Genomic DNA, 16449 nt, shown 5'->3' with positions numbered 1-16449 from the left:
GAGTAAATCCGAATTTCAGGCAAAAAAAAGCCCCGCATGCGGGGCTTTTTATTCTTTAAAGGCGCAATTATGCGTCTTTAGGACCACGTGAAGCACGTTTACGGTCGTTTTCAGTCAGGTGACGCTTACGGATACGCACTGACAGTGGAGTCACTTCGACCAGTTCGTCATCATCGATGAACTCGATCGCCTGTTCCAGCGTCATTTTCTGCGGTGGTACCAGTGTCGTTGCTTCATCAGTACCTGAAGCACGCATGTTGGTCAGCTTCTTACCGGTCAGACAGTTTACGGTCAGGTCGTTAGAACGGCTGTGAATACCGATGATCTGGCCTTCATAGACTTCTGCACCATGACCCAGGAACAGCTTACCGCGATCCTGCAGACCGAACAGAGCGAACGCTACAGCTTTGCCCTGACCGTTAGAGATCAGAACGCCGTTCTGACGCTGGCCCACTTCGCCTGGACGGATATCGTCGTAGTGGCTGAAGGTAGAGTAGAGCAGACCGGTACCGGAAGTCATCGTCATGAATTCGTTACGGAAGCCAATCAGGCCACGGCTAGGAATCACGTAGTCGAGACGTACGCGGCCTTTGCCATCCGGATCCATGTTTTTCAGATCGCCTTTACGCTCACCCATGGCTTGCATAACGGAACCCTGATGCGTCTCTTCGATATCCAGCGTAACGTTCTCGAATGGCTCTTGTTTACGGCCATCGATCTCGCGGAAGATAACTTTCGGACGGGATACCGCCAGTTCGAAACCTTCACGACGCATGTTTTCGATCAGAACTGACAGGTGAAGCTCACCACGACCTGACACGCGGAACGCATCAGAATCTTCGGTTTCTTCAACGCGCAGAGCCACGTTGTGAACCAGTTCTTTGTTCAGACGCTCAAGGATCTGACGTGAAGTCACGTACTTACCTTCTTTACCGCAGAACGGTGAGGTGTTGACGTTAAAGAACATGGTTACGGTTGGCTCATCAACGCTCAGTGCTGGCAGCGCCTGCACATTCTGTGGATCACAGATGGTGTCAGAGATGTTCAGCTCGCCCAGACCGGTGATAGCAATGATATCGCCCGCTTCAGCCAGATCGCTGTCGATACGCTCAAGACCCAGGTGAGTCAGGACTTTACCGACTTTACCGTTACGGGTTTTGCCTTCGCTATCAACGATAGTGACTTGCTGGTTCGGCTTAACTTTACCGCGCTTGATGCGGCCAATGCCGATCACGCCCAGGTAGTTGTTGTAGTCCAGCTGAGAGATCTGCATCTGCAGTGGCGCATCAGCCTCAACCTGCGGAGGCGCAACGTGGTCAACGATTGCCTGATACAGCGGGGTCATATCGTCAGCCATGTCGGTGTGCTCAAGACCCGCGATACCATTCAGCGCAGAGGCGAAAATGATAGGGAAGTCGAGCTGCTCGTCAGTCGCATCCAGGTTAACGAACAGGTCAAATACCTGATCCACAACCCAATCCGGACGCGCACCAGGGCGATCTACTTTGTTGATAACCACAATCGGCTTCAGACCATGCGCGAACGCTTTTTTGGTCACGAAGCGGGTTTGCGGCATAGGGCCATCCATCGCATCTACAACCAGCAGCACCGAGTCCACCATGGACATGACGCGCTCAACTTCACCACCGAAGTCGGCGTGTCCTGGGGTATCAACGATGTTGATACGGTAGTCATTCCACTTAATGGCGGTGTTTTTTGCGAGGATGGTAATCCCACGCTCTTTCTCCAAATCATTGGAGTCCATCACGCGCTCTGTTGCTTCGGTACGGGCATCAAAAGTACCGGATTGTTGCAGCAGTTTGTCAACCAGGGTGGTCTTTCCATGGTCAACGTGCGCGATGATGGCGATGTTACGCAAATTTTCGATCACAGCTTTGCCTCAGGCATTAGAAATAGCGCGTTATTGTACACTGATTAAGCGGAAGACTGAACACCATCACACTTTTCACTGAAAGTTTATTAGATAGGTGCAAATTTGCCCTGTTCCCGGTGCAGAAAATGCACTAAGTTGGTCTTATGCACCAAAATAGTGCTAATAAATCGTCACAAAGCACCACTTTAGTGCACCAGGACCATCCTGGTGCAGGTGCTTTATGACAAAAAGGTGCATCACAAGGCGATTTAAGCAGCATCAGAAAAGTTGGCACAGAATTCGCTTTATCTAAATCAAGCGTAATCGCCAGTCAGATGTCGGTTGAAGAGCGTGCCGGAAGCGGGTAGTCAGGGAGTTGTTTTCCCGCTGCGAATTCCGGAAAAGACGTTTCCTCGCCATGTAGATAATGAAAGACCATTTCCAGGAGAGTTGAGTATGTCCGCTGAACACGTTCTCTCGATGATGAACGAGCATGAAGTTAAGTTTGTTGACCTGCGTTTTACCGATACCAAAGGTAAAGAACAGCACGTTACTATCCCTGCTCACCAGGTTAACGCTGACTTCTTCGAAGAAGGCAAAATGTTCGATGGTTCGTCTATTGGCGGCTGGAAAGGCATTAACGAATCAGACATGGTGCTGATGCCTGACGCTACCACGGCAGTCATGGATCCTTTCTTCGAAGATTCTACGCTCATTATCCGTTGTGACATCCTTGAGCCAGGCACTATGCAGGGCTACGACCGCGATCCACGTTCTATCGCAAAACGCGCTGAAGATTACCTGCGCTCTTCCGGCATCGCGGATACCGTGCTGTTTGGACCAGAACCAGAATTCTTCCTGTTCGATGACATCCGTTTCGGTTCATCGACTTCCGGTTCACATGTGGCTATCGACGATATCGAAGCGGCATGGAACACCGGTAAAGAGTACGAAGGCGGTAACAAAGGTCACCGTCCAGGTCTGAAAGGCGGCTACTTCCCGGTTCCACCAGTCGACTCATCACAGGACATCCGTTCTGCCATGTGTCTGACCATGGAGCAGATGGGCCTGGTTGTTGAAGCGCATCACCACGAAGTGGCGACTGCGGGTCAGAACGAAGTGGCTACCCGCTTCAATACCATGACCAAAAAAGCTGACGAAATTCAGATCTACAAATATGTCGTCCATAACGTTGCTCATGCTTACGGCAAAACCGCGACCTTTATGCCGAAGCCAATGTTTGGCGACAACGGTTCAGGCATGCACTGCCATATGTCACTCTCTAAAGGTGGCCAGAACCTGTTTGCCGGCGATAAGTACGGCGGCCTGTCTGAAATGGCGCTGTTCTACATCGGGGGCATCATCAAGCACGCTAAAGCAATTAACGCACTGGCGAACCCGACCACGAACTCTTACAAGCGTCTGGTTCCGGGTTATGAAGCACCGGTTATGCTGGCTTACTCTGCCCGTAACCGTTCAGCGTCAATCCGTATTCCGGTGGTTGCCAGCCCGAAAGCCCGTCGTATCGAAGCGCGCTTCCCGGACCCAGCGGCTAACCCATACCTGGCGTTCACCGCACTGCTGATGGCTGGCCTGGATGGCATCATCAACAAAATCCATCCTGGTGATGCGATGGACAAGAACCTGTATGACCTGCCACCGGAAGAAGAAGCTGAGATTCCAAAAGTTGCGGGCTCTCTGGAAGAAGCGCTGAATTCACTGAACGAAGATCGCGAGTTCCTGACCCGCGGCGGTGTATTCACTGACGAATCGATCGATGCTTACATCGAACTGCGTAAAGCTGAGATGGATCGCGTTCGCATGACGCCACACCCGGTTGAGTTCGAGCTTTACTACAGCGTTTAACTGGTCAAACGATTTTGTTGCCGTGGAAACTTTTAGCCCATCTTCGGATGGGCTTTTTTCTCCGCGAATTTACCGTTCATTCGCCCTCCTTACGGCTTTAAGACTAAAATGCACCTGATTGGTGCAGAGGTACGTTTTATGGCAACTGGCTCTCTGCCCGATGCAGGGCAGATTCTCAATGCTTTAATCAACAGTATTTTGTTGGTGGATAACGATCTGGTTATCCATTACGCCAACCCGGCGGCGCAGCAATTACTGGCGCAAAGCTCACGCAAGCTGTTCGGCACGCCGTTACCGGAATTAACCGGCTACTTTTCGCTGAATATTGAGGTGATGCGCGAGAGTCTTGAGGCTGGCCAGGGATTCACTGACAGTGAGGTTACGCTGGTCGTTGATGGTCGTGCACACATTATGTCGCTGACCGCCCAGCGATTACCCGATGGCTTAATTCTGATGGAAATGGCGCCGATGGATAATCAGCGTCGGCTCAGTCAGGAGCAGTTACAGCACGCTCAGCAGGTGGCCGCTCGCGATCTGGTTCGTGGTCTGGCTCATGAGATTAAAAATCCGCTGGGAGGGTTGCGCGGCGCGGCACAGCTTTTATCACGTGCCCTGCCCGATCCCTCGCTGAACGAATACACCAAAGTCATTATTGAACAGGCCGACCGGTTGCGGAATCTGGTGGATCGTCTGTTAGGGCCGCAGCAGCCGGGTATGCACATCACGCAGAGCATTCATCAGGTGGCTGAACGCGTAGTTAATCTGGTCTCGATGGAGCTGCCGGAGAATGTCTCGCTGGTACGGGATTATGACCCCAGCCTGCCGGAACTGCCGCACGACCCCGATCAGATTGAACAGGTACTGCTTAACGTGGTGCGCAATGCGCTTCAGGCGCTGGGAGACGATGGCGGCACCATCATTATCCGCACCCGCACCGCTTTCCAGCTCACGCTGCACGGCACGCGTTATCGCCTGGTAGCACGTATTGATATTGAAGATGATGGCCCCGGCATTCCGGCCCAGCTGCAGGATACGCTGTTTTATCCGATGGTCAGCGGACGTGAAGGCGGAACCGGTTTAGGCCTCTCCATCGCCCGTAGCCTGATTGATCAACATTCAGGAAAAATAGAATTTAACAGTTGGCCGGGACACACCGAATTTTCGGTTTACCTGCCTATTCGCCAGTGAGGTTTCTATGCAACGAGGGATAGTCTGGATCGTCGATGACGATAGCTCCATCCGCTGGGTGCTTGAACGCGCGCTCACTGGAGCCGGTTTGAGCTGCGCGACTTTTGACAGCGCAAGCGAGGTGCTGGATGCCCTCTCAACCAAGACCCCGGACGTTTTACTGTCAGACATTCGCATGCCCGGTATGGATGGCCTGGCGCTACTGAAGCAGATTAAACAGCGTCATCCCATGCTTCCGGTCATCATAATGACGGCGCATTCGGATCTGGATGCTGCCGTCAGCGCCTATCAGCAGGGCGCATTTGATTACCTGCCTAAGCCGTTTGATATTGACGAAGCCGTTGCACTGGTAGAGCGAGCGATCAGCCACTATCAGGAACAGCAGCAGCCACGTAATCAGCCGGTCAGCGGACCAACTACCGATATTATTGGTGAAGCGCCTGCGATGCAGGATGTATTTCGTATCATCGGGCGCTTATCGCGCTCTTCGATAAGCGTGCTGATTAACGGTGAGTCCGGAACCGGTAAAGAGCTGGTGGCCCATGCGCTACATCGCCACAGCCCACGCACCAAAGCGCCCTTTATCGCACTGAACATGGCTGCAATACCCAAAGATTTGATTGAGTCAGAGCTGTTTGGTCACGAGAAAGGGGCCTTTACCGGCGCGAACCAGATCCGTCAGGGCCGTTTTGAGCAGGCGGATGGCGGCACGCTGTTTCTGGATGAGATCGGTGATATGCCGCTGGATGTGCAGACCCGACTGCTGCGCGTGCTGGCCGATGGTCAGTTCTATCGCGTCGGTGGTTATGCACCCGTCAAAGTGGATGTGCGTATTATTGCGGCAACCCACCAGAACCTGGAATTGCGTGTGCAGGAAGGCAAGTTCCGTGAGGACCTGTTCCACCGCCTGAATGTGATTCGTGTGCATCTGCCGCCGCTGCGTGAGCGTCGTGAGGATATCCCACGTCTGGCGCGTTATTTCCTGCAGGTGGCGGCTCGTGAGCTGGGTGTGGAAGCGAAGATTCTGCACCCGGAAACCGAAACAGCCTTAACCCGGCTGCACTGGTCCGGTAACGTACGTCAGCTGGAAAACACCTGTCGCTGGCTGACGGTCATGGCTGCGGGTCAGGAAGTGCTGATTCAGGATCTGCCCAGCGAACTGTTTGAGTCCAGCACCCCGGAAAATCCGGTGCAGTCGCTGCCTGACAGTTGGGCAACGCTGCTGGCACAGTGGGCCGACCGCGCACTGCGTTCCGGTCATCAGAATCTGCTGTCGGAAGCACAACCGGAGATGGAGCGAACGCTGCTCACCACTGCGCTGCGTCATACGCAAGGCCACAAACAGGAAGCCGCTCGTTTGCTGGGCTGGGGACGAAACACGCTGACACGCAAGCTGAAAGAGCTTGGCATGGAATAAGCGTTTCGGTGCGGGCTGGCATGTCATGCCAGCCCGTTTCGTCAGATAACGCGGGAGAATTGCTGCTGACGCACTTTCTGACGCAGATAGCGATCAAAGCACATGCAGATATTGCGGATCAGTAACCGGCCAATGCCGGTCACCTCAAGCCCTTTAGCAGTTTGTACCACCAGCCCGTCAGCAATTAACGGTTTCAGCAGCGCCATGTCCTCAGCAAAATAGTCCCTAAAGCGAATGCCCCATCGCGCTTCAGTCGCGGCAAAATCCAGCGAGAAGTTACAAATCAGCGTTTTAATCACGTCACGCCGCAGGCAATCATCGTCGGTTAAGGCGATGCCGCGCCACAGGCCATTTCCCTGCTGTTCCACACATGCATACCAGGTGTTGAGGTCTTTCTGATTCTGCGCATAACTGTCGCCAGTCATGCTGATGGCTGAGACGCCAAGCCCCAGTAAGTCACTGTCGCCCTGCGTCGTGTATCCCTGGAAATTGCGATGCAACTGCCCTTCACGCTGCGCGATGGCCAGCTCATCCTGCGGCTTTGCAAAGTGATCCATCCCGATAAACTGGTAGCCCTGCTGAGTCAGCGTCACAATGGTCTGTTGCAGGATATCCAGCTTTTGCTGCGCGGAGGGCAGTTCATCCTCTTTAATTTTACGCTGAGCCGCGAACATTGACGGCAGATGCGCATAGTTAAATACACTAAGCCGGTCCGGGCTCAGTGCCAGTACCCGCTCCAGCGTCCAGGCAAAGCTGGCGGGCGTTTGCAGGGGTAAGCCATAGATCAGATCGATGCTGACAGAGCTGAAGCCCTGCTCACGGGCGCGCGCCATCAGGCCGAAAATCACCTCTTCATCCTGCACCCGATTAACCCGTTCCTGCACCGATTTATTAAAATCCTGTACGCCCATGCTCAGACGATTGAACCCCAGCGATCGCAGGTGATCAATCACATCCAGCTCAAGTTCCCGCGGATCAACCTCGATCGACATTTCGGCGTCCTCATCCACGCTGAAGTGCTGCTTCAGTAAACCCACCAGCCGTGAAATCTGCGTATTATCGAGAAAGGTTGGCGTGCCGCCGCCCCAGTGAAGCTGCGTGACTTTACGCTCGCGAAACAGCGGCGCGCGCTGAATGATTTCCTGCTCAAGCACGTCCAGATAGCGGTCCGCTTTGTGGCGCTGACGCGTCACGATCTTATTGCAGCCGCAGAAGTAGCAGAGACGATGGCAGAAGGGAATATGAACATAGAGCGACAGCGGACGATCAGGATAACGCGCGACGGCACGCTGGAAATCAGTTTCCGCGTACTGCTCGCTGAACTCCAGCGCGGTGGGATAAGAGGTATAACGCGGGCCAGCGTAATTGTACTTTTCAATTAACGCCTGATCCCACTCAATCTGCTGCGATGGCATGCTCACTCCTTCCGGTGACGGTGTCTGAGAGAAGGTCGCGAAGAAGAGGAGATGAAAGGTGAGCGGGTTGAGACCCGACGTAAACGTTGCTTCAGCCGCGACAGGCGTCGTAGTTTAAACAATAACCACAGCAGATAACATGTCGCCAGCAGCGCGAAAATTGATCCAGGCCAAAACATTGTCGTTTACCTGATAAGCGCGGCATGCGCAGACCGCATGCCGATCAAATTTGCTTAGTTGCCCTTCAGCAGACGGTACATATCTTCTTCAGCCTGCTCATCTTCAGCATCATCCATCACAATGCCTAACTGCTCCATCAGTTCGTCAATACGGTCCAGCGAGGCATCCAGCCAGCCCTGATCTTCAGCCGACAGGGTTTCGCCATTTTCCAGTCGATCCAGCAGCGCATCAAGACGCTCATCATTTTCCAGCTTTGCCAGCTCTTCTTCTGGCGTCAGGCGTGCTTTTTTCTCAGCTGCAGGTTTTTCCACGCTTTTCTTTGGCTTAACGGCTGCGGTTTTTCCGTCAGCGATCAGGGCCACCGGCTTTTTACTGCCGATGCGCGGATCTTTCACGTTATTAGCCTGACTCCCGCCATTGCTTTCGGACGCCGCTGGATTAGCACGGCTGCCAGAAGCATGTCCACGATGCTTTTTATCACGTTTGCGATCGCGTGCTTCGTTGTTGATATCATCACGCGATTTGCGTTTGGCTTTGGCGGCAGGTTTGCCGTGAACAGCTCGTGCAGGTTGCTTCATAGTATTCGGTCCCGGCTTTTTTTATTCAGTATACAATTGCGGCGAAATCTAGCAGAAACCAGACAAAGAAAAAAGGCGACAGCTCAAGCTGTCGCCTTATTTCATACCTTCATAAGAAGGAATCATGTTTTAAATCCTTTTCGGCTCGTAACATCCCGGTCAATCCCGCGCCTGCTCAGCTCCTGAGCTTTTCCTTATCCCTGTCTGAGCGTATCCCTGACTCATTTCCATTCCATCGCTCTCTACCCTCCTGGTATCCCTGAGCGCATCATCCTGATGGGTGCTGCCGTGCACTGCACAATAATGTAGACCATCTGGTAAAAGCCTCAAGTCAGCGCCACAAATAGTTAGTTCAAAAAAAGAACCATTCTAGATAAGATATTAAATAATAAGATTTTTTATTTTTAGTAATTAAAGTAAAAAGCGAAATAACTCGCAGTGGTAATGGCAAATCTCTTACAAATCTGACTAATCAGACGCGGTTGAGCACTTTCGCGCCATAACGCGTATAATCGGCCGCATTGCCTTAATGCGTTTTCTGGAGTGTCACCTTGTCTGAATTGAATTATCACGTTACCCACTTTGTCATGAGCGCGCCGGATATCCGCCATCTGCCTGCCGATACCGGAATTGAAGTGGCTTTTGCTGGCCGCTCGAACGCGGGAAAATCGAGTGCGCTGAATACGTTAACCAATCAGAAGGGTCTGGCGCGTACCAGTAAAACGCCGGGACGTACGCAGCTGATTAACCTGTTTGAAGTGAAAGAAGGTAAGCGTCTGGTCGACCTGCCCGGTTACGGTTATGCCGAAGTCCCGGAAGAGATGAAGCTGAAGTGGCAGCGTGCGTTAGGTGAATACCTGCAAAAACGTCAGGCGCTGAAAGGCCTGGTGATCCTGATGGATATCCGTCATCCGCTGAAAGATCTCGATCGACAGATGATTAACTGGTCCGTTGAAAGCGGCATTCCGGTGCTGTTGCTCCTCACCAAGGCAGACAAGCTCGCCTCAGGTGCGCGTAAAGCACAGCTTAATGTTGTGCGTGAAGCTGCACTCGAATTTGTGGGTGATGTGCAGGTAGAACTTTTCTCATCGCTAAAGAAAATCGGCGTAGATAAGGTTCGTCAGAAACTGGACAGCTGGTTCACAACGTTTGAACCGGCAGAGGTGGATCAGGACGCGGAAGAGTGAGTGGCAGCCCTGTGCCGCTGAAACCGGCGGTGCAAAAAGCCCAATAAAAAACGCCCCAGTCACAGAATGACTGGGGCGGCTAAATTCAGCCAAATCCGATTACGTGAAGTAAAAGGTCTGAAAGATAGAACATCTTACCTCTGTACCCTACGCGACGAACTTTACCTGATTTTCTGTGCGTGACAAAGGCTTTTTTGTTGCTTACTTACATCAAACAAGGCTTTTTTTACCACGTGCGTCACAAAAACAACGTTGCAATGTAGTTAAATGACGGAAAAAGTGTTTAGCCGATAAGCAGTTAGAAAAACGCTTTATCTCAGTACCAGCATTGACCGCGCTGAGCCCGTTAACTAAACGATTTACTTATGCCTGATGACAGGCCAATTCCATTTTACGGAACCGGCCTCAGACGCTGAATCAGTGGGCTTCATCCCAGTTATTACCCACTCCGACTTCAACCAGTAAAGGCACGTCGAGCTGCACGCTACCTTCCATTAGCGCACGGATTTTCTGGCTGGCCTCTTCAACGGCCTCCGCTTTCACTTCGAATACCAGTTCATCGTGAACCTGCATGATCATTCTGACGGCATTGTCGTTTTGCTGTTCAAGCCATTCATCCACCGCAATCATTGCCCGCTTGATAATATCCGCTGCGGTTCCCTGCATTGGCGCATTGATCGCGGCGCGTTCTGCGGCTTTCCGGCGAATGGCGTTGCTGGATTTAATATCTGGCAGCCACAGCCGACGACCTTCCAGCGTTTCAACATAGCCGTTACTCGCCGCCAGCTGACGGGTGTTCTCCATATAGCGCAGTACGCCCGGATAACGTTCAAAGTAGAGATCCATATACTTTTTCGCTTCGCCCGCACCGATATTCAGCTGACGCGACAGGCCAAAGGCGCTCATACCATAAATCAGACCAAAGTTGATCGCTTTAGCACTGCGACGCTGTTCGCCGCTGACCTTATCCAGCGCCACACCAAACACTTCGGATGCCGTGGCACGGTGAATATCTTCGCCCTGGGCAAACGCGTCCAGCAATCCTTTATCCTGAGAGAGATGCGCCATGATACGCAGTTCAATTTGTGAATAGTCTGCCGCCACAATGCGATGGCCTTTGGCCGCGACAAATGCCTGGCGGATCCGGCGTCCTTCGTCATTACGCACCGGGATGTTTTGCAGATTCGGATCGGCAGAAGATAAGCGTCCGGTAGCGGTAACAGCCTGATGATAAGAGGTATGCACGCGCCCGCTTATCGGATTAATCATCAGCGGTAATTTATCCGTATAAGTCGACTTAAGTTTGGATAAACCGCGATGCTCCAGGATCACTTTTGGAAGTGGATAGTCGAGTGCCAGCTCAGCTAACACCTCTTCGCTGGTTGACGGCGCACCGCCTGGTGTTTTCTTTGTAGGTTTAATGCCCTGTTTTTCAAACAGGATCACCTGAAGCTGCTTAGTGGATGAGAGGTTAAAAGGCTCTCCCGCCAGCTCATGCGCTTTCAACTCAAGCTCAGCCAGTCGGGCAGTCAGCTCTTTGGAGTGTTGCGCCAGGATCGATTGATCGATTAGCACGCCATTGCGTTCTATCCGGGAGATGACGGTCAGTAACGGCATCTCAATCTGTTCGAACACTTTTTTCGGGCCCGCTTCTTTCTCCAGCTCTGGCCACATCTTCAGATGCAACTGCAGAGTCACATCGGCATCTTCGGCAGCATAATGAGCGGCCTGCTCTAACGCGATTTGATTGAACGTCAGCTGATTTTTGCCTTTACCGGCGATCTCCTGGAAGGTGACCGTTTTATGGTTAAGCCAGCGAGCGGCCAGGCTATCCATGTCATGTTTACCCACCACGCTGTTGAGAATATAGGACTCAAGCATGGTGTCGAATTTGATACCGGCCAGTTCAATATCGTAGTTCTTCAGTACGCCACGATCGTATTTCAGGTTCTGGCCCACTTTCCAGGCGTTTTCATCCTCAAGCAGAGGCTTGAGCTGTGCCAGAACGGCTGCACGATCCAGTTGATCAGGCGCATCAAGATAGTCATGAGCAACCGGCAGATAGGCGGCTTCACCGGGCGCTACTGCGAAGCTGATACCCACGATGTTAGCGCTCAGGGTATCCAGCGCGTCGGTCTCCAGATCAAAGGCAAACACTTCGCTGTTTTTCAGCTTCTCCAGCCAGCTATCAAAGTGTTCCTGATCCAGGATTGTGACATAACCTTCGCTCGGCAATACGCTGCTGGTTTCAACGACCACAGCTGGCTCATCAGACAACGCTTTTTGCGCCTGAGTATTGTTCTTCTTGCCCTGCAGCCATTTACCGTCCTGCAGGTCACTCAGCCAGCGTTTGAACTCATAGCGACTGAACAGGGTCTGCAGTGCCTCGACATCAGGTTCAGTAACGTTGAGCTCTTCACAGGGCAGCGCCAGCTCAACGTCCGTCTTGATGGTCGCCAGCTGATAGGAAAGAAACGCTACATCACGATTCTGCTCAAGTTTGGTCGCCATGGTTTTGGCACCCCGAAAGCCGAGATCGGCCACCTTGTCCAGATTGTCATAGATCGTCTGCATGCTGCCCAGTCCCTGCAGCAGAGCCTGCGCGGTTTTTTCACCCACACCCGGCACGCCTGGGATGTTATCTGAGCTGTCGCCCATCATGGCCAGAAAATCGATGATTAAGGCGGGCGGCACACCATATTTTTGCTCAACCTCTTCGGGGCCCAGAATGGTGTTGCTCATGGTATTTATCAGCGTGATAGCTGGGGTGACCAGTTGCGCCATATCTTTGTCGCCGGTGCTAATCAGCACTGAGAGGCCTTTTTTCTCTGCTTCCAGCGCCAGCGTACCGATGACATCATCAGCTTCAACGCCGCTCACCGCCAGTAACGGCAGCCCCATCGCCCGTACCATCTCATGCAGCGGCTCGATTTGCGCACGTAAGTCATCAGGCATCGGTGGACGATGAGACTTGTAGTGTTCAAACAGCTCGTCCCGGAACGTTTTGCCTTTGGCATCAAACACCACAGCAACATGACTCGGATTGTATTGCGCCAGCAGGCTTTTCAGCATGTTGAGCACACCGTACATGGCACCAGTGGGTTCACCTGCACTATTGGTCAGCGGCGGAAACGCGTGATACGCGCGATAAAGATAGGATGAGCCATCAACCAGAATGAGGGGATTTTCTGCTATTTGCGCCATAAGTCTGTGTTGTCTTCGTTGCTATGGGTTGGTCTATAAGGATGCCACAACCTGGCAGAAAGGGTGAACTAAGGCGTAGGATATGTCGCGTTTTTGACGGTTCTGGAGATAAGATCGCAACGATCATTCTGTGGATAACTTTGTGCGTAAAAATTATAACGCGCTGTTTTTCAGGATCTTAAATGATTAGACCTCAAATAAAAACCATCTATTTCATAGACTTATTTAATTTCCGTGACCCAATCGGCAATTTTAATTACACGATCCCTTGTGTGGATATTAAATTTATGCCCTGGAGATGGACAAAATTTATGTCTCTGTTCGATAGCATAAAAAAACGCCAGCTGAGCTGGCGTTGAATGAGATGACAAAGCCTGTTACTTCTGGCTTACAAGGAATTTAACCACGTTCGCGTAGTCAGCAACGAAATTGTCCATAGAGCTGGTATCAAGGCCGCCATTGTTCACCATATATTTGCCATTGACGAACATCGCTGGTACACCGCGCAGATCAACATCCGCAGCCGCTTTCTGCTGTTGTGCAACCAGCGCTTTTACGGCGAAGCTGTTCCATGCAGCATCATAGTCAGCAGCGGAGATACCGGCCGCTTTGACAAACGTCTCTTTCAGACTGGCAGGATCGGTGATGGTCTGTGTTTTCTGGATGCCATCAAAGATCGGTACTGTCACCTTATCTTCAACGCCCAGCGCCATCGCCACAGCCCAGGCCTGGGTCACAACCGGTCCCAGATCGCCACCAAGGAAATCGACGTGGTATTTCACCAGTTTAGTGTCAGCAGGCAGATTCTTTTTCACCGCGTCATTGACGTGATAAATACGTTCAAACTGATAGCAGTGCGGGCAGAAGAAGGAGAAGAACTCCATCACCTGAGGTTCGCCGGCCACGGGTTTCGGCAGACTGACATATTGTTTACCTTCAGTGAACTGGGCAGCGGACGCGCTGAATGCCAGCACTAAACCCATCAGAGCAAACCAAATTTTTTTCATTGTGAAAAATTCTCCTGACTACGTCATTAATATTGCGGTGTCAGCTGCAGAGGAGGTTCCTGCAACAGCTTCTCCTGCTCGGTAAAGAGTGAAATTTGCCTGCGCCAGAAATCTTCATCTGTCATCCAGGGGAAAGCGCGAGGAAAAGCGGGATCCTGCCAGCGTCGGACAACCCAGGCCAGATAATAAACCATGCGCATAGCGCGTAAAGGCTCAATCAGTGACAATTCATTAATATCAAAATCACTGAATTCACTGTAAGCCTCCAGCAGAATATCCCACTGAATACGCTGTTCCTGTCGATCGCCGCTAATCAGCATCCACAGATCCTGTACTGCCGGGCCATTACGGGCATCATCCAGATCGACAAACAGCGGTCCGTCACGCCACAGAATATTACCCGGATGGCAGTCGCCATGTAATCGTAGCGGCTGCCACGTAGTGTGCCACCGTTGCTGCAGCGTATTGCCCAGCTTATCAAGCGCCTGCAGCAGTGCGGCCTTAAGTGATGCAGGCACTAAGAGTGATTGTTCCAGAACCTGACGGGGTTCATGCAGATATTCATCCAGGCCTATGGTCGGTCGATTGCCGAATAACGTTTTGCGCCCGGTCTGATGAATGCGCCCCAGGAAGCGGCCTACCCATTCCATCTGGTCTTCATTGTCTGTCTCATATTGTCGTCCGCCCAGGCTGGGAAAGACGGCAAAGAAGAAGCCAGCGTGGCTGTGCAGTGTTTCACCCTTTAACCGCAGTGGTGCTGCGATGGGCACCTCGTCAGCCAGCAGATCGAGTGCATACTGATGCTCTTCAGCAATCTGTTCGGCACGCCAGCGCTGTGGACGATAAAACTTCGCTACATAGCGTCGTTTTTCATCATCGCTGAACTGATAAACCCGGTTCTCATAGCTGTTCAGGGCTGTCAGACCCGACTCGACGCGAATTCCTGTCTCCCAAAGCGCATCAAGCAGCACATCGGGATTCAAGGTCTGGAAGTTAAAAGCAGCGTCGCTCATCATGTTACCTGTAGTCACCCTTACATTTAACTGCCAAGGATAACACTACTCGTCCTGTTTAATGACACCCCGTGCGCGGAGCAGTGCTGTTTTGAAATCAACTTCATAGTCTTTTTTAAGGCCGGGAATTTCATCATCGCTGGCAGAGTCACGCATTTTAAGATGGTAAATTAATACATCGTCGGTTAATTCACTTAACGGGCCACGGAATCCAGATTCCTGAGCCAGTTTCTGCAAAAATGTGACCAGATTAAGGTCAGGTTCTTTTTGCCAGGCGGGTTGCAGCAACGCGATCAGCTCGTTTAAACGATGGCATTTCATTCAGGATTCTCCCGTATTCACAGTGCGTCATTAGCGAGGACACTCTCATGACAATATTAACCGGCGTCATTCTGGCCGGTGGTCAGGGCCGCCGCATGGGTGGTCAGGACAAAGGATTAGTGCACCTGAATGGCAGGCCACTTTATCAGCATGTGCTTGAACGGCTCAGGCCACAAGTGGACATTGTCATGATTAATGCCAATCGCAATATTGATCGCTATCAGTTAAGCGGGTGTCGGGTTGTTCAGGATGTTTTTGATGATTATCCGGGTCCACTGGCCGGTATCTACAGTGCGTTGATCGCCATTGACGGTGAATGGGCCGCTTTTTGCTCCTGTGATACACCTGCAGTGCCGCTTAACGTCGTGGAAAAACTGGTTGAGCAACGTGGAGACGCGCCAGCCGTCTGGGTTCGCTCACAGTCGCGCGATCACCCCACACTGGCTCTGATTCATCGTGATATGGCTGCACCTCTTTATGCCTATCTGCAGGCTGGTGAACGACGTCTTATGCACTTCCTGCGCGATCACGGTGGTCATGCAGTACTTCTGACTGACGATGAGTCTGCCTTTCGCAATATTAATACTCCCGATGATCTCAATGAGAGAGGTTGATATGTCCTTACCCTTACTTGCGATTGCGGGCTGGAGTGGAACCGGTAAAACGACGCTGTTACAGCAGGTGATACCGATTCTCAGCAGTAAAGGGATTCGTGCCGGGCTGATTAAGCACACACATCATCAGATGGATGTGGATACGCCAGGTAAAGATAGCTATCTGCTCAGAAAAGCGGGTGCCCATCAGGTGATGGTGGCCAGTTCAGAGCGATGGGCATTGATGTGTGAAACACCGGAAAAGCCGTCGATTGATCTGCCTTATCTGCTCAGCCGTATGGATCACTCTGCGCTGGAGATCGTGCTGGTTGAGGGCTTTAAAGAGGAATCCGTACCTAAAATTATTTTATGGCGTGCAGGGATCAAGGGCGGAATTGATGAACTGCTTGATGAGCATGTGATCGCTGTCGCCAGCGACCAGAAACTGGCCCTGCACGTGCCGGTTCTGGATATAAATTGCCCAAATAGTGTTGCAGATTTCATTGTGGATTGGATGGGAAAGTGCTGAAGCCGGTAAATTCAGCGTGTTTTTCACGATCTGCATACGTAAAAAAGCCCCGCACTCTCGTGCGGGGCTTCTTCACTT

At 51.9% G+C, this 16449-nt stretch carries 13 protein-coding genes; 6 read left to right on the top strand and 7 right to left on the bottom strand.

Annotation, left to right across the window (positions count from 1 at the left end):
* Positions 1–67: 67 nt before the first annotated feature.
* A complete protein-coding gene (typA, locus tag NP77_RS13615) occupies positions 68–1891 on the bottom strand; it encodes a ribosome-dependent GTPase TypA (protein WP_003850742.1) in 1824 nt (607 codons plus the stop codon).
* Positions 1892–2329: 438 nt separating this feature from the next.
* On the opposite strand from typA, the gene glnA reads away from it, so the two are divergent.
* From glnA to glnG, 3 genes are all read left to right on the top strand, one after another.
* Complete coding sequence (gene glnA, locus NP77_RS13610; RefSeq protein WP_003850740.1) at positions 2330–3739, top strand: glutamate--ammonia ligase; 1410 nt, start codon at positions 2330–2332, stop codon at positions 3737–3739.
* Positions 3740–3877: 138 nt separating this feature from the next.
* Complete coding sequence (gene glnL / locus NP77_RS13605) at positions 3878–4927, top strand: nitrogen regulation protein NR(II) (RefSeq protein WP_008926971.1); 1050 nt, start codon at positions 3878–3880, stop codon at positions 4925–4927.
* Between the two features lie 7 nt (positions 4928–4934).
* A complete protein-coding gene (glnG, locus tag NP77_RS13600) occupies positions 4935–6344 on the top strand; it encodes a nitrogen regulation protein NR(I) (RefSeq protein WP_008926972.1) in 1410 nt (469 codons plus the stop codon).
* Between the two features lie 41 nt (positions 6345–6385).
* Here glnG and hemN read toward each other — a convergent pair whose 3' ends face one another.
* Together hemN and yihI are read right to left on the bottom strand one after the other, a co-directional pair.
* A complete protein-coding gene (hemN, locus tag NP77_RS13595; protein WP_039660551.1) occupies positions 6386–7759 on the bottom strand; it encodes an oxygen-independent coproporphyrinogen III oxidase in 1374 nt (457 codons plus the stop codon).
* Positions 7760–7992: 233 nt separating this feature from the next.
* On the bottom strand, positions 7993–8517 hold the full coding sequence (yihI, locus tag NP77_RS13590; RefSeq protein ID WP_039660549.1) for a Der GTPase-activating protein YihI: 525 nt from the start codon (positions 8515–8517) through the stop codon (positions 7993–7995).
* A 551-nt stretch (positions 8518–9068) separates the two neighbouring features.
* Here yihI and yihA point away from each other — a divergent pair.
* Positions 9069–9704 (top strand): ribosome biogenesis GTP-binding protein YihA/YsxC, encoded by a 636-nt coding sequence (gene yihA / locus NP77_RS13585; protein WP_039660548.1) that lies wholly within the window; start codon positions 9069–9071, stop codon positions 9702–9704.
* Positions 9705–10121: 417 nt separating this feature from the next.
* Here yihA and polA read toward each other — a convergent pair whose 3' ends face one another.
* The 4 genes from polA to NP77_RS13565 form a co-directional block, all read right to left on the bottom strand.
* A complete protein-coding gene (gene polA / locus NP77_RS13580; RefSeq protein ID WP_039660546.1) occupies positions 10122–12908 on the bottom strand; it encodes a DNA polymerase I in 2787 nt (928 codons plus the stop codon).
* Between the two features lie 377 nt (positions 12909–13285).
* Complete coding sequence (gene dsbA, locus NP77_RS13575; protein WP_003850731.1) at positions 13286–13915, bottom strand: thiol:disulfide interchange protein DsbA; 630 nt, start codon at positions 13913–13915, stop codon at positions 13286–13288.
* A gap of 26 nt (positions 13916–13941) precedes the next feature.
* Entirely contained in the window at positions 13942–14928 is a 987-nt protein-coding gene (locus tag NP77_RS13570; protein ID WP_003850729.1) for a serine/threonine protein kinase, read from the bottom strand.
* A gap of 45 nt (positions 14929–14973) precedes the next feature.
* The gene (locus NP77_RS13565; RefSeq protein ID WP_003850728.1) at positions 14974–15249 is read right to left on the bottom strand and encodes a YihD family protein; all 276 of its coding nucleotides are present in this window, start codon (positions 15247–15249) and stop codon (positions 14974–14976) included.
* 47 nt (positions 15250–15296) lie between these two features.
* Between NP77_RS13565 and mobA the strand changes: the two genes are divergently transcribed.
* Entirely contained in the window at positions 15297–15863 is a 567-nt protein-coding gene (mobA, locus tag NP77_RS13560) for a molybdenum cofactor guanylyltransferase MobA (RefSeq protein WP_003850725.1), read from the top strand.
* A gap of 1 nt (position 15864) precedes the next feature.
* A complete protein-coding gene (gene mobB / locus NP77_RS13555) occupies positions 15865–16371 on the top strand; it encodes a molybdopterin-guanine dinucleotide biosynthesis protein MobB (RefSeq protein WP_008926976.1) in 507 nt (168 codons plus the stop codon).
* Positions 16372–16449 lie beyond the last annotated feature (78 nt).

This window comes from Pantoea sp. MBLJ3, from assembly GCF_000816655.1.
Classification (GTDB): domain Bacteria; phylum Pseudomonadota; class Gammaproteobacteria; order Enterobacterales; family Enterobacteriaceae; genus Pantoea; species Pantoea eucalypti.
Note: the sequence above shows the minus strand (reverse complement) of the source record. Positions and strands in the feature narration are given on the sequence as shown.